Raw genomic sequence first — 13703 nt, forward strand, 5'->3', positions numbered from 1 at the left:
GGCCGTCGTCGACCGACAGTTTTGTCACCGCATGCACCACCTGCGGCAGGTAACTGTTCACCCAGGTCGATGACGGCGCATACTCTACCGCGACCGTGCCGCCGAGCTCCGTCACAACATTGCGCAGCAGGTTCGGGTTGCCCGCGCCCGGCGTGGAGATGAACATGTGGGCGATGTAGTCGGTAAAATCCGGAAGGCCATCGCCGTTGAAGTCGCCGACCGGCGATCCGGCGGTCATCGCGACAGGAAGATAGAACCGAACCGGCGTGAAGTCCGTCGAGGATGGCTGCAGGAAGTAAATCTTGACGTTGCCGGTGCTGTAGGGCTGGGTTTTGAGATCGCTGTTGCTCAGCGTGATGAGGTCCATCCGGCCGTCATTATCGAAGTCGCGCAGCATTCCAATATCGCCATCCGCGTCGTGCTTGACGTAGCCCTTGAAGCCAATCCCGGTCGACAGAAATACTCGGGTGCTGCCGCCTTGGCCGTAGTTGACAATGTCTGTCGCCCCATCGCCATTGACATCGGCCAGCACGCAAGTGCCAGAGCCAGAAAATTGCGCCGCCGGGCAGGTAATGTCGAACGCCGTCCCGCTCGGCTGCCATTTGTCGACCGAAAACACGCCCTTTTGTAAATTGCTTCCCGATATATATATCGGCAGCTGATGGCCATTGCCGAGGAAGTCGCCGACGCCCAGGCTCGGATTTAATAGAGTGCCGCTACTTTTGTTGACCACGTCGAGGCCATCGCCGTCCGCGTCAGCGACAATAAATGAGCCATCCGAGAGCGCATCACATGCGGCCTCGTATCCGGCCGGCGGCGACGGGGCGCCGAGGAACGTTTTGCAATTGGCATTGGTCAACGCCAGCTGGGTGTCGGAGAGGACAATCGCGCCTCGTGTACCCGTCACCGACTGGCCGCCATTCGACTGAGAAGTCGCCGTGACCGTATCGGCAAAGTCCATCGTGCTTTTGTTGGGTAAGAGCCTACCGGGCTTAGAAGAATATAGACCGTCCTCTGCCGCGTTGAGGGCTACCGATGTCGTGTTGATGAGCGCGCTACTCGAATTGAATTTGTATGTGTATTTCGTTCTATTGTAGGTGATGGCACCAGGATTTTGCTGTGTTCCCGACGTTTGTTGCCAGACCCGGTCACCAAAGATTTCGTCACGGCCGTCAAAATCCAGATCGCCGGTCTCGTTGGGTGCTCCTGGCACCAGGAGCGCGGAGAGCACGCTATTAACGGTCGTGTAGACCCCATCGGTATTCTGGTAGGTCATCTGGCCGAGCGGCTTTGCGGTGCCGCCGGTGATGCTGCCGTCGGCAGCGATGGCCGCATCGGTGCCGTAGCGGGTGACGGCAGTCAGACGGGAAGCGCTGGAGAACGGCGCCTGATCGTAGGTCAGCTTGTAGGCGCCGCGCAGCGCGCCAGAGACCGTGACGCCGATGGCCTTGATGCGCTGGCTGGTCTCGGAGATGTCGCGGCCATTGCCCATCAGGATCAGGTCGGGCCGCGTCTCCAGATAGAATTTTACGACAGTGCCGTTGTAGCTGATCGTATCGGGGTAACAGACCGGGCTTGCCGGGCAGGTGTAGGTGTAGGCGACGCTGTTGCCGTTGGTGTCGGCGACCGAGGTCAGCAGCCAGCGATAGTTTTGGGCCAGGTCATAGGCCGGCGTGCCGGCAGGTGGCGTCAGGTTCGCGACGGCAGCGACCGAGCGGAAGGTCGAGACGGTGCCGTCGCGATCCGTCACCTTCCATTCGTTGGTGGTGCCGTTCAGCGCAATGCGGCGATAGGATTCGTTCTCGGTCGCATGGGTGCCGCCGGCCGAGCAGGACGGCGATACCATGCCGGCAACACAGGCGACCATCGCCTGACCGTCGAGCAGGTAGATATCGCCGGCATCGAATGCCGGCATGCCGTAGCCGGGGCTTGCCCGCTCGATGACGTCAAAACCGCCAAGACCCCAGGCGTAGCCCAGCCAGCCCTGGTAGAGCCCGCCCGTCTTGGTTCTGCGCGAAGACTCGTATGTGAGTGCAATCGACGGTTCGATGCCGTGGAAGTCCGAAACGTCGATGCCGATGGCATAGCCCAGATTGCCATTGCCTGAGCTCTTCGGCAGATCCACCTTCGGCGTGCCGATCGCTTCCGGATCGCCGCTCGTCGTGGTCGTCTCTATCGTTGCCGCTGCCGCCGGTTCCTCGGGTGCCGCCTCGCTGTCGGTCGGTTGATCCGCCGTGCCGGCCGCGGCCGGGTCGGTGCCGACCGTGGCTGCCGCGTCCGGACTCTCGGTCGCCGGTGCACTGCCGGAAGCGGGCTCATCCCCCGCACTCGGCTGATCCGATGAGCCGCCGCTGCCCATAGCTGCCCCGCCATTGCCAAGGCCCTCACCGGCGCCAGCATCTGGCGAGGTCGCTTGCGCCTCCTGCGCAAAAGCCGCCATCCCTGCGGAGCTTCTAATATAAGAAACGAAAGATGTATCCGCGCCGAAGACACCGGCGGCAAGCAATGCTGCGCCAACAAGCAACTTGTTCATGATTCCCCCGAGCCCAAGTTGCTTATTTCTACTCAGCCGCGACCAAACGAATACGACACCGCATCGTCATAGTGAGAATATCCACAGGGAAATTTTTAAGAGAGGTGAGCGTATGAGAGATTGTCTCTGAACAACCAGGACGCCCTAAGCCGATCTGCGGGCGCCATCAACCGCTGTTTTGATTGATCAGCCATAGCAGCGCAGACTATTGCCCTTACGGAGGTCGCTGACGCTCACGCGCGAGTTCCGAAAGAAACTGCGAAGGACCGGGGCCACGGGGCTCGTTTCGTCTAGACCGGCGCCCCAGGCATCCTCTCCGTTAGCGCCGGTTAGCGTACGGGCGATGCTCCAAGCCTCGAGATTGAGCCATTACGAGCTTAAATATCGGCTCCGCACTGAGCGATACAGAGCGATACAGATTGAGATACAAACTGTGATACAATCCGGTACGAAATTCTCAGAAAAACGCTTTTAAATCAACACGAGAACCGGTGCGGCGATGCTTCTCGACCGCACCATTAAATTCGAAAGCGGAATCTCTTACACGTTGAATTCGAGCACGGCGGGGAGCGTCCTTGTCGGGGCACGTGCCTTTTGCCTGATTACGATCGCGAGTTTGGCTTGTGCGAAGTGGCCATCGGCGGGCATGGCCATCTATCGACAAGCGCACATGATTATTCGCGCACCAGGCGTCCGGTCGCCCACCAGATCACCGACACAACAATGATCGATGCGTAGCCGTCCACGGCATAGTGCCAGCCAGTGAACACCGATCCGTGCGGGATCAGGGCTGCGAAGGTCCAACCGAGAACGAGCCGGCGCTGGGTGTGGTTCGAGGGGCAGCTCGATCTCGACCCTGATCGGATGGTTCATGGCCTATGGTCCAGCGACGACCAAGGGTGGCCCGGTAATCTCCATATCGAATTAGCACCTTTGCGCTTGCCTTGAAGGCTCCTATTCTGGAGGGTAGTATCCGCTCGTGGGCATAGAATGTCGGTACTGCCTTTCTTAAGAATTTACGCGCCGCTCAACGCGGTGCTGGCTGCGACTGGGCTTGTGGGGGTGGCTACGCTCACGACACCGGACCTGTCCGGACGAAGCAGACTGGCTTTGGCTGCCGTGCTCGCGGTCATTTGGGGCGTCTATCTCCTGGAATTGGCCGAGAAACTGCTCAAGCGCCGGGCGGGAGACGTTCGGGACAGGACGCCGGCAATCGCCATTGATGTGCTCGCGGTTTTGGTTCCACTCGCCGCATTTCTGCTCGTCGGCACGCCCGACTGGAGCCTCTACTGTGCTGTCTGGCTGCTGAAACCGCTGCGCGATTCAACTTTCTTCCCGCTGCTGGGCAGAATCCTGACCAACGAAGCGCGCAACCTGATCGGCGTCGCCACCGTCTTCGGCATCGTTCTTTTCGGTTTTGCGCTCGCAGCCTATGTCATCGAGCGCGACGTCCAACCGCAACAGTTCGGCAGCATCCCCCAGGCAATGTGGTGGGCGGTGGTCACGCTGTCCACCACCGGCTATGGCGACGCTATTCCGGAAAGCTTCGCCGGCCGCGTCCTTGCCGGGGCGGTCATGATGAGTGGCATCGGCATCTTCGCGCTCTGGGCTGGCATTCTTGCCACCGGCTTTTATCAAGAAGTCCGTCGCGAGGATTTCGTCCGCAATTGGCAATTGGTCGCCGCCGTGCCGTTGTTTCAGAAGCTCGGCCCGGCCACACTAGTCGAGATCGTGCGCGCATTACGACCTCGCATCGTGCCGGCGGGCGCTGTGATCTGCCGCAATGGCGAGACCGGTGACCAGATGTTCTTCGTCGTGGAGGGGCGCGTCAGCGTCGCGACGCCGAACCCGGTGGATCTGGGCCCTGGCGCCTTCTTCGGCGAGATGGCGCTGATCACGGGCGAACCGCGCTCGGCGACCGTCAGCGCCACAACGGTGGTCTCACTCCTGTCGCTACACTCGGCGGATTTCCAGATGCTGTGCAGCAGCAGCCCGGAGATCGCAGAAACCATCCGCAAGACCGCGCTCGAGCGGCGCGGCGCGGCACCTAAGGCTTGACCGTACTAGGTGTTCGTCAGGGGAGGATGCGATGGCAAGGCTGCCAGCTGCCTGCCGATGGTGGCTGGCTGGAACTACATGCTTTGCCGCTGCCGAACCACCCTCAATACAAATCGCCACGGAATCGTAGAAAAATGCTTTAAAATCAACGCGGCATCTCGACCGCACCATTAAATTCGAAAGCGGAATCTCTTGCCCGTTGAATTCGAGCACGGCAGGGAGCGTCCTTGTCAGGGCACGTGCTGTTTGCCTGATTGCGGTCGCGAGTTTGGCTTATGCGAAGTGGCCATCGGCGGGCATGGCCATCTATCGACAAGCGCACATAACTATTCGCGCACCAGGCGTCCGGTCGCCCACCAGATCACCGATACAACAACGATCGATGCGTACCCGTCCACGGCATAGTGCCAGCCAGTGAACACCGATCCGTACAGGATCAGGGCTGCAAAGGTCCAACCCAGAACGCCAAGCCAGCGATTGATCGATGACAGCAAATAGGCGTTCAATGCGGCAAAGGCGACATGCATGCTTGGCATGGCCGAGATGCCGCCGCCAAGACTTGGCCGGCCGCTCTGGTAAGCCATCAGGAGATATGCCGCGGGTTTCCGCACCATGTAACTGTGGTCCAGCCTGTCCAAAGCCGCATTCAATCCGTGGAAGCGATCCACGCCGACAAAGTGGTGGTAGTAAACCGGTCCGACCGATGCCAGCGCCAGGGCCAAGACCGTTCCGAGTGCGGACAGCGTCAGCGCTGCTGCGCAGAGATAGCGGATGCGGGCAATCTCGTCCGACCAGAGCGACACGAAAAGGATGGTGCCGAACCACTGGTAAAACCAAATGACTTCATAGCTGTTGAAGACGACGAACGACCAATTGTTCCCGTCGAGCTTATGGACGATCTCCCATGGCGGCATCCCGTGCAGCCATTCATCAGCGTCGGCCAACCAGTTGTCGGCATAGTATGGGACGACGGACGGGATGGCGATCTTGTAGGTAGAGAACGCGGTCAAGCTGGCAAAGAAGAACAGCAGCACCAGCAGACAACCGCGCCAGCGCCCTTGAACCAAATCCAGTGCGTAGCGAACCGGTTGCCGCCGGCCATGGACTAGCGCGGCACAGCAGACGCCACCGATAAACAACACCGGAATGCCAACAAGAAACTTGTGAGAATAGATTAAGGCTGACGTATAGAATACTTCTGGATATAGTGCAGATGCACCTAAAACGTATGTCGCCATGAACAAGGAGAGGCGCAATTGCCATATGGCGGAGGGCCTGTAGCGAGAGGCTTCCGTGGTTAGGGCCAAACCAATTTACCCGTTCTTAACGTTTCGCCGGAGAGACACATACACCGATAAGGTAAAAACCTTGCCGCCAGGTTTACTTTTCCCCGGTGGTCGACATTTGCCGGCTGGCCCGCATGCGGTGGATTGATTCCCTGAGCAATCTTGCATCCGCATTGCTGTCCATGCCCCCGCGTCAAGGAATTGCCCCAGAGCGTCGAGCCGGCCGGGTGTTTAGACACCGGTCCACCGCTCCCTGTTTGACATATCATAAGTTTTAGCTTATCATAAGTCATGATTTATGATTATGCAGGAATGGTGGCCTTGGCCGATCCGACGCGCCGCAAGGTGTTCGAGCTCATCGCCGATCGGCCCCGCTCGGTCATCGATCTGACGCGAGTGCTTCCGGTCTCGCAGCCGGCGGTATCGCAGCACCTCAAGGTTTTGAAGGAAGCCCGGCTGGTCCGCGCAGAGCCGAAAGGTGCCAGCAACATCTATCATCTCGACCCGCATGGGCTCGGCGAGATGCGCGCCTGGCTCGACCGCATCTGGGGCGATGCGCTCGACGCCTTCAAACGGGAAGTCGACAACAGCAAGGAGAAGAGGAAATGACGACCATGATCAAGCCCGCGCCGGTCAGGAAGTCGGTGACGGTGGAGGTGCCGCTCGACAAGGCATTCGATGTGTTCACCACAGGATTCGGGCGCTGGTGGCCGGCTTCGCACTCGATCGGCAAATCCGCCCTGACGACCGCGGTGATCGAACCGAAAGCCGGCGGCCGCTGGTACGAGATCGGCGAGGATGGGTCACAATGCGATTGGGGCGAGGTTCTCGCCTGGGATCCGCCGTCCAGGCTGACGCTCGCCTGGCGCATTGGAGCCGGCTGGCGCTACGATCCGGCATTGCTGACCGAAGTCGAGATCCGCTTTGTCGCGCTCGGCGAGAACGCGACACGTGTGGAACTCGAGCACAGGCTTCTGGAGAACATGGGCGAAACCGCAGAGGCGATGCGCGAGGCCTTCGAATCCGAGGGTGGCTGGAGCGGTCTCCTGGACCGCTATGCGGCTGAGGCCAAGCGCCACGCCGCCTGATCGGCAGGCCGTTAAGTCCAATATCCAGCGAGGCCGTCGCACCGTCGGCCTCGCCGTTTTGAATCAGTGTCGATCTGCCCATCTGGTTGACCGGGGCGGGGAGATACGCTGCCCTTTACCTGCCGCCGCGAAGGTTTGCAGCGCCGCAAGTTTGTAGAACGTCCTCTCCTCCTACCATCCGGCATGCGCCGCGTCGTTTGGACGCGCGAACGGCGCTGTAGCAATTTGTCGTTGTGCATGGTCCTTTCGCAAAATCGATTCCGATTGTCAGGATCATGGTCTAGACCTGACAGGCACCTTATCCGGAAATCCGATGGCGGGAGGCGCTGGTGGAAGGCCAGGACGAACAGATGACCGGCGCCAGGGCCGCCGAGGAGCGCCGCGCCGACATCTATGACGAGGACGGCGTCATCCTGTCGTCGTTCCTCGCCCAGATCGGTGCCGCGATCGCCGATCGCGATACGCTGACGCTGAAGCGTGAAGTCGACGATCTGCACCAGTCGGAACTCGGCCATCTGCTCGAGGCCCTGCACCCGGAACAGCGACGCGCGCTGGTCGAATTGCTGGGCAAGGATTTCGATTTTTCCGCGCTGACCGAGGTTGACGAGGCGATCCGCCGCGACATCGTCGACAGTCTGCCCAATGCGCAGATCGCCCAGGCGGTGCAGGATCTCGATTCCGACGACGCGGTCTACATTCTCGAAGACCTTGACCAGGAGGACCAGGACGAGATCCTGTCGCGGCTGCCGTTCACCGAGCGGATCAGGCTGCGGCGTTCGCTTGACTATCCCGAAGAGACCGCCGGCCGCCGCATGCAGACGGAGTTCGTCGCGGTGCCGCCCTTCTGGACGATCGGCCAGACCATCGACTACATGCGCGAGGACAACAATCTTCCCGATCGTTTCAGCCAGATCTTCGTCATCGATCCGAGCTTCAAGCTGCTCGGCGCCATCGACCTCGACCAGATCCTGCGTACCAAGCGCTCGGTCAAGGTCGAAGAGGTCATGCATGAGACCAGGCATGCCATCCCGGCCACCATGGACCAGGAGGAGGCGGCACGCGAATTCGAACAATACGATCTTCTGTCCGCCGCCGTCGTCGACGAGAACGAGCGGCTGGTCGGCGTGCTGACCATCGACGACGTCGTCGACGTCATCCAGCAGGAGGCCGAGGAAGATCTGCTGCGCATGGGCGGCGTCGGCGACGAAGAACTCTCGGACAGCATCTTTTCGACCTCGCGCTCGCGCGTGCCCTGGCTGCTGGTCAATCTTTTGACGGCTTTCCTGGCGGCCTCGGTGATCGGCCTGTTCGACCGCACCATCGAGCATATCGTGGCGCTGGCGGTGCTGATGCCGATCGTCGCCGGCATGGGCGGCAATGCCGGCTCGCAGACCATGACGGTCACGGTGCGGGCGCTGGCGACCAGGGACCTCGACATCTACAATGCCGGCCGCATCATCCGCCGCGAAATCGGGGTGGGCTTCATCAACGGCATCATCTTTGCCATCCTGATCGGCCTCGTGGCTGCTGCCTGGTTCCACGATCGCAATCTCGGCGGCATCATTGCGGCTGCGATGATCATCAATATGTTCGTGGCGGCTCTGGCGGGCATCCTTATCCCGCTGCTGCTCGACCGCTTCAAGATCGATCCGGCTGTAGCTTCGGCGGTTTTCGTCACCACGGTCACCGATGTCGTCGGTTTCTTTGCCTTTCTCGGGCTCGCCACATGGTGGTTCGGCGTGCGCTGAACGTCACCTCAATTGACTTTTACGTAAATGCCATGCGAGGCTTTGAAAGGTGCCTTGTCCGCCGATTCTGGTACGCGCCTGGGCGCCGGCGGCGGCCAGTTGGAACTCGCGGCGTGGCCGGGGCATTGGAGTGACGATGCGGGAATATTATTCGATCACGGAGCTGACCCGCGAATTCGACGTGTCGACGCGGACGTTGCGCTTCTATGAGGACGAAGGGCTGGTGCAGCCAGTAAGACGCGGCCGCACTCGGCTGTTCCGTCCGTCGGACCGGCATCTCATCCGCCAGATCATGCGCGGCAAGAGGCTCGGCTTCTCGATCAACGAGATCCGCGAAATCATCCAGATGTACAGGGAGCCGCCCGGCGAGGTCGGCCAGCTCAAGCTGATGATCAAGCGCATCGAGGAAAAGCGCGAGGATTTGCGCCAGAAACGCCGCGACCTCGAAGAGACCTTGGCCGAGCTCGACCAGGCCGAGGAATCCTGCGTCGAGCGGCTGGTGGAGCTCGGCGTCACCACGTAAGCCGGTGTCAGCCTCGCCTCAAATCCAGCGCCGCACCCTTTTGGCGTAGTCCCGGTATTTCTTGCCGAATTTGGCCGTCAGCACCTGCTCCTCGCTCTCGATCGTCAGCTTCTGCGTCAGGAACGCCGCGATGACCGCCAGCGGCAGGAACCAGGCGATCCCAGTGACAAAGGCGAGGCTGACCAGCAGCAGCGTGTTGGCGAGGTAGATCGGGTTGCGGCTGACGGCGAAGGGTCCGGTAATCACCAGATGGTCAGGCACGCCGTTCGGGTTGAGCGTCGTCTTGGCGCGGATCATGGTGCGGATTGCCGTGAACCAGAGCGCGGCAACCGCCACCAACCCCACAAGGCCGGCGGCGAACAGGATGTCGCCGAGAAGATCGCCGATCCACGGCAGCGGATAGAACAGCCCTAGCGCGACGCTGACGATGATGGCGGCGATATAGATCAGCGGCGGCCATGGGATGTGCCCCAGCTTCGGCTGCCCAGGATTTTGCTGCACGGGTTTCGGGTGACTGTCGCTCATTATTGTCCTCCCTCGATTAGCGCGTTCCCGGTTCCGCCGCCTCGGTTTGGGCGGTGCAGGTGCCGGCGAGCTCGCCAATATGCGCCTTCCACTCCGGGGACTGATCGTTGCTGTAGAGCCGGTCAAGCGAGGCTTCGCCCTGGAGAGTGTCCAGCATGCAGGCACAATAGCTGGAGCAGAACTCGGTGTCGCGTGCCTGCTCGCAGGATATCTGGCAGGATTTCAGAAAACGCACCTCCCTGGTTTCGGCCTGCGCCGGCATGAATTGCGAAAACAGCCAGACCGAGCCGATCAGCACCGGCTGATGGATCAGATAGAAGGCAAGGCTGTGCCGGCCGATGAAGACCAGCGGATTTGCCCAGCGGCCGGGCGCCAAGGCCGACTGCCGCGTCAGCGCGCCGGAGGTGGCGGCGAGCTTGGTAACCGCGATGCCGGCAAGTACGGCGCCGAACCAGGGCAGCAGTGGAACGTAGTCGTTGGAGCGCGGGTTGGTCGCCGACAGGCCGACCCACCACAAAGCCGGATGATCGAAAGTTTCGGATCGCAGGTAGAAAGGCGCAGCGACGACGAATACGGCGACAAGCAGCGTCAGCAGCGCCGGGAGGCGCAGGAACGCCAGGCCGAGCAGGCTGGCGAGCGCGATCTCGTGCAATATGCCGAAGAAGATGAAGCCGTCGGGCGTGGCGATGCGGGTGACCAGCGATATTGCGAGCGCTGCCCCGGCAACCATGGCGAAGCGCTTCCAGAAGCCGGTCCAGCGGATTTTCTTGCCATGGGCGAGATAGAGGCTGATGCCGACCAGGAACAGGAAGCTCGAGGCGATGCAGCGCGCGTAGATTTTCCACCAGCCGAAGGCGGTGAGGCCGGGATCGGTGTAGCCGAAGAATTCGAGGTCCCAGGTGAAATGATAGCTCGCCATGGCAAGCAAAGCGATGCCGCGTGCAATGTCGATAACGGCGATGCGCTTCGACTTCGGTTGATCCTGAACGGCTGCGCTCGGCGTGTCGATGCTCATGGTCTCGCTGTCTTGGTTCAGCCCCGGCAAGACGACTATCACGGTTGCCACCGTCAAAAGAAGCAGGGCCTTGCGTCGCGTTGGTACCGGTCGGCATCAGAGCTGCTTTAGGCCAGAGCCGGAAAGCCTTTGGCCGGCGTGCTGGCGTTTTTCGGACTGGGCGCGGTTTTCGCGACACTCGGCCTGCTGGCGGCGGCCTGCGGCTTCGTCACCTGGCGCTATCTGCCCAAATCGCTTTGATGTGCGAGCGCCGCATGGCGCTCGCGCACCCAGTTGTGGAAGCGGTGCAAGTCGTATTCCTCGGGCATCAGTACGCCGGCCTTGTGGCGCATCGAGCGCAGGCCCATCTGGTTGACCTCGCAGATATCAGCATCCTCCTCCAGCACCTTGGTACCGAAGGCGACGATGTTGTCGATATCCGCGGCCGGATCGGCGAGCGCTTCGGGCGAAAAAAGCCATTCGGCGGTAAGTTCGGTCTGCTCCGGCCCAAGCGGCACCAGCCGCACGGTCCTGACATAGTCGACATGGCCGACGACGAACATCGACGGCAGGCTGGTGGCATAGGTCTGCCCGGCGGCACGCTCGCCCGGCGTCAGGCCGGAAAAGACCGTGCCGTGGACGCGCCCGTCGCGCGACCAGGTTTCGGCCCCGGCCCGCAAGCCGCCGGCAAATTCCGGCGCGTCATTGTCGGCGTGGCGCGCCCATTCGGGGTCGTCGTGCCGGCCCATCAGGCCGCGGCCATAGATCGGCACCAGCCGCGACAGGTCCTTGTGTACGCCGGGGCAGTGCAGGCACTCGTTGAAGTTTTCCCAAAATATCTTCCAGTTGCAGTTCATAACCTTGCGCAGCACATGGCCGCTCAGCAGCGTTTCCAACGGCCAGTTGGCGAGGTTGCCGGATGCCGGATCGAAGGATGTTTCAGCCGAGCCGGCAGCGTCTTCCGCCAGATTGACGAAGACGAAACCGCGCCACACCGAAAGCGCGACCCGGTAGAGCGGATGATCGGCCTTGTCGAAGCCGTCCGGCAGCGATTTCGACGGCACGCGCACCAGATCGCCGTGCAGCGAATAGGACCAGGCATGGTATGGGCAGGTGATGAGCCGCGCCTTCAGCCGTCCTTCGCTCTGCTGGCAAAGCTGCGAGCCGCGATGCCGGCAGGTGTTGTGGAAGGCGCGCAACTCGCCGGTCTCGTCGCGCAGCACGACGACCTCCTGCGTGCCTATGCGGAACGTCCTGAAAGCCAGCGGCTGGGCAAGGTCGGCCTCGCGGCAGACGAGCAGCCAGTTGCGATACCAGATGGCCTCGAGATCGCGCTGATAGGCCGCGATCTCCCAATAGGCTGATGACGGCAGCGTCGGCTCGGCCCGCGTCAGGCCGTTGTAGGGACCGCGCTCATTCGGGCTGGGTTGCATGCCGGCTTCCTCCCCATCCGCCAGCCGACACCCGGCTGCGAAAATTGTCAATCGCGGCGCCGGCCGACCGGGCTTGGCGAGGCGGCGCATTCGCTACACGATCCGGCGGAATTTGGTTTGCCGGGCGCGGCGATTCTGCCTATAGTCGCTGATGTCGTCGGTTCCGTTTGGAACCAAGAGGGAATGCGGTGAGGGCAAGTTGTTTGCCCAATGCCGTGGCTGCCCCCGCAACTGTGTGCGGTAGTCCTCTCCATATGCCACTGAAGGTTCGCCTTCGGGAAGGTGGGGAAGGGCGCTGATCCGCGAGCCAGGAGACCTGCCGGCGACAGGAAACTGACTTCTATGCCCTCGGGTGGAGGGCGAAAGGACAAGACATGAATACCGCTTCCGTTTCGCTCGGCGCTTCCGCCTCCTCGCAGTCGCGTCTCATGCAGCTGGCGCTTGCTGCATTCCTCGGCATTTTCGTCATGGGCTTTGTCGGCTTCTCGCATATCGATGCGGTCCACAATGCCGCGCACGACTATCGCCATTCGATGGGCTTTCCCTGCCACTAACAAGGGGCTGACATCATGACACTGTTTCGCAACGTCGTGTTCATCGCGGCGATCGCAGGGCTTGTGGCCGGCGTGGCTCTCGCCTGCATGCAAGCCTATGCCACGGTGCCGCTCATCCTGAAGGCGGAAGTCTACGAACAGGCCGGCGGCGGCCATGACCATGCCGCGGCACCTGCGACACCGGCTGAAAACGCTGCGGGCACGACGGCTATGAGCAGCGCCGCGCCGGCACCGGCTGAAGCAATGGCTCCGGCTGAGGACGAAGGCTGGGCGCCGGCGGACGGTTTCGAGCGCTTCGGCTTCAGCGTCGTTGCCAATATCGTCACCGGCATCGGCTTTGCGCTGGTCCTGGTTGCGGTTTCGGAATTCGCCGGCGGCATCGGCAATTGGCGCCAGGGCCTGTTCTGGGGGCTGGCCGGCTTTGCCGCGTTCACGCTGGCGCCGGGCCTCGGCCTGCCGCCGGAACTGCCGGCGATGCCGGCGGCCGACCTTGTCCAACGCCAGATATGGTGGTGGGCAACAGTGGTGGCGACAGCGGCCGGTCTCGGCCTTATCGTCTTCCGCAGATCGCTGCCGCTGGTGGCTCTTGCCGTGGCGTTGATCGTTGCGCCGCATATCGTCGGCGCGCCGCAGCCCGATAGCTTCGAGACGGCGATCCCGGAAGACCTGCACCACCAGTTCGTGGTGGCGGTGACGCTGACCAATCTGGTGTTCTGGCTGGTGCTCGGCGCGGTCGTCGGCGTGGTGCGTGGACGCTTCACGGGCACGGCGACCAGCCTGCGCGACAGCTTTGCCTGACCGCGCTGCCGGGGCACTGACCCTGGTCATCGGCGGTGGGGGGGGGGGGCCGACCGCGCCCGCGCCGCAAGCGGGGAGTGCCAGTGCGGACCCCAGCGCGCGAGTATCACAACCCGGACCCGAAAGACCGCAGAGTACGCCACCCCAACCGCGCCCCCCCCAC

At 61.9% G+C, this 13703-nt stretch carries 12 protein-coding genes and 1 riboswitch; of the genes, 7 read left to right on the forward strand and 5 right to left on the reverse strand.

What is annotated here, in order from left to right; genetic code table 11:
* A partial coding sequence (locus NKJ23_RS33530; RefSeq protein ID WP_352684996.1) for an FG-GAP-like repeat-containing protein occupies positions 1 to 2533 on the reverse strand: 2533 nt, incomplete at its 3' end.
* A gap of 990 nt (positions 2534 to 3523) precedes the next feature.
* On the opposite strand from NKJ23_RS33530, the gene NKJ23_RS33540 reads away from it, so the two are divergent.
* Positions 3524 to 4591 (forward strand): cyclic nucleotide-gated potassium channel, encoded by a 1068-nt coding sequence (locus NKJ23_RS33540; RefSeq protein ID WP_352684998.1) that lies wholly within the window; start codon positions 3524 to 3526, stop codon positions 4589 to 4591.
* A 326-nt stretch (positions 4592 to 4917) separates the two neighbouring features.
* On the opposite strand, the gene NKJ23_RS33545 is transcribed toward NKJ23_RS33540, so the two are convergent.
* Positions 4918 to 5829, reverse strand: a complete 912-nt coding sequence (locus NKJ23_RS33545; protein ID WP_352685009.1) for a phosphatase PAP2 family protein — start codon at positions 5827 to 5829, stop codon at positions 4918 to 4920.
* A 339-nt stretch (positions 5830 to 6168) separates the two neighbouring features.
* Between NKJ23_RS33545 and NKJ23_RS33550 the strand changes: the two genes are divergently transcribed.
* The 4 genes from NKJ23_RS33550 (at position 6169) to NKJ23_RS33565 (ending at position 9236) form a co-directional block, all read left to right on the forward strand.
* A complete protein-coding gene (locus NKJ23_RS33550; protein ID WP_352685000.1) occupies positions 6169 to 6486 on the forward strand; it encodes an ArsR/SmtB family transcription factor in 318 nt (105 codons plus the stop codon).
* A complete protein-coding gene (locus tag NKJ23_RS33555) occupies positions 6483 to 6965 on the forward strand; it encodes an SRPBCC family protein (protein ID WP_254818127.1) in 483 nt (160 codons plus the stop codon). The genes NKJ23_RS33550 and NKJ23_RS33555 overlap by 4 nt, the downstream gene beginning before the upstream one ends.
* 350 nt (positions 6966 to 7315) lie before the next feature.
* Positions 7316 to 8713: a magnesium transporter gene (gene mgtE, locus NKJ23_RS33560; protein ID WP_502897560.1), complete on the forward strand. Its 1398-nt coding sequence runs from the start codon at positions 7316 to 7318 to the stop codon at positions 8711 to 8713.
* Positions 8714 to 8849: 136 nt separating this feature from the next.
* Positions 8850 to 9236 carry a MerR family transcriptional regulator gene (locus NKJ23_RS33565; protein WP_023676566.1) on the forward strand — a complete coding sequence of 129 codons (387 nt, stop codon included), beginning with the start codon at positions 8850 to 8852 and terminating at the stop codon, positions 9234 to 9236.
* Positions 9237 to 9254: 18 nt separating this feature from the next.
* Here NKJ23_RS33565 and NKJ23_RS33570 read toward each other — a convergent pair whose 3' ends face one another.
* From NKJ23_RS33570 to NKJ23_RS33580, 3 genes are all read right to left on the reverse strand, one after another.
* Positions 9255 to 9761, reverse strand: a complete 507-nt coding sequence (locus tag NKJ23_RS33570; RefSeq protein WP_352685003.1) for a methyltransferase family protein — start codon at positions 9759 to 9761, stop codon at positions 9255 to 9257.
* A gap of 16 nt (positions 9762 to 9777) precedes the next feature.
* Entirely contained in the window at positions 9778 to 10776 is a 999-nt protein-coding gene (locus NKJ23_RS33575) for a heparan-alpha-glucosaminide N-acetyltransferase (protein ID WP_352568977.1), read from the reverse strand.
* A gap of 218 nt (positions 10777 to 10994) precedes the next feature.
* Positions 10995 to 12188: an aromatic ring-hydroxylating oxygenase subunit alpha gene (locus tag NKJ23_RS33580; RefSeq protein ID WP_352685005.1), complete on the reverse strand. Its 1194-nt coding sequence runs from the start codon at positions 12186 to 12188 to the stop codon at positions 10995 to 10997.
* A gap of 141 nt (positions 12189 to 12329) precedes the next feature.
* A riboswitch (cobalamin riboswitch) is annotated at positions 12330 to 12526 on the forward strand.
* Positions 12527 to 12562: 36 nt separating this feature from the next.
* Between NKJ23_RS33580 and NKJ23_RS33585 the strand changes: the two genes are divergently transcribed.
* A complete protein-coding gene (locus tag NKJ23_RS33585) occupies positions 12563 to 12742 on the forward strand; it encodes a CbtB domain-containing protein (RefSeq protein WP_023676561.1) in 180 nt (59 codons plus the stop codon).
* A 15-nt stretch (positions 12743 to 12757) separates the two neighbouring features.
* On the forward strand, positions 12758 to 13540 hold the full coding sequence (locus tag NKJ23_RS33590) for a CbtA family protein (RefSeq protein ID WP_352568976.1): 783 nt from the start codon (positions 12758 to 12760) through the stop codon (positions 13538 to 13540).
* Positions 13541 to 13703 lie beyond the last annotated feature (163 nt).

It is taken from the genome of Mesorhizobium sp. M0184, from assembly GCF_040322215.1.
Classification (GTDB): Bacteria; Pseudomonadota; Alphaproteobacteria; order Rhizobiales; family Rhizobiaceae; genus Mesorhizobium.

Excerpts from the sequence above, each read along its gene's own strand:
- NKJ23_RS33540 (WP_352684998.1), top strand. The coding sequence starts at position 3,524 with ATGTCGGTACTGCCTTTCTTAAGAATTTACGCGCCGCTCAACGCGGTG.
- NKJ23_RS33545 (WP_352685009.1), bottom strand. The coding sequence starts at position 5,829 with ATGGCGACATACGTTTTAGGTGCATCTGCACTATATCCAGAAGTATTC.
- NKJ23_RS33550 (WP_352685000.1), top strand. The coding sequence starts at position 6,169 with ATGATTTATGATTATGCAGGAATGGTGGCCTTGGCCGATCCGACGCGC.
- NKJ23_RS33555 (WP_254818127.1), top strand. The coding sequence starts at position 6,483 with ATGACGACCATGATCAAGCCCGCGCCGGTCAGGAAGTCGGTGACGGTG.
- mgtE (WP_502897560.1), top strand. The coding sequence starts at position 7,316 with ATGACCGGCGCCAGGGCCGCCGAGGAGCGCCGCGCCGACATCTATGAC.
- NKJ23_RS33565 (WP_023676566.1), top strand. The coding sequence starts at position 8,850 with ATGCGGGAATATTATTCGATCACGGAGCTGACCCGCGAATTCGACGTG.
- NKJ23_RS33570 (WP_352685003.1), bottom strand. The coding sequence starts at position 9,761 with ATGAGCGACAGTCACCCGAAACCCGTGCAGCAAAATCCTGGGCAGCCG.
- NKJ23_RS33575 (WP_352568977.1), bottom strand. The coding sequence starts at position 10,776 with ATGAGCATCGACACGCCGAGCGCAGCCGTTCAGGATCAACCGAAGTCG.
- NKJ23_RS33580 (WP_352685005.1), bottom strand. The coding sequence starts at position 12,188 with ATGCAACCCAGCCCGAATGAGCGCGGTCCCTACAACGGCCTGACGCGG.
- NKJ23_RS33585 (WP_023676561.1), top strand. The coding sequence starts at position 12,563 with ATGAATACCGCTTCCGTTTCGCTCGGCGCTTCCGCCTCCTCGCAGTCG.
- NKJ23_RS33590 (WP_352568976.1), top strand. The coding sequence starts at position 12,758 with ATGACACTGTTTCGCAACGTCGTGTTCATCGCGGCGATCGCAGGGCTT.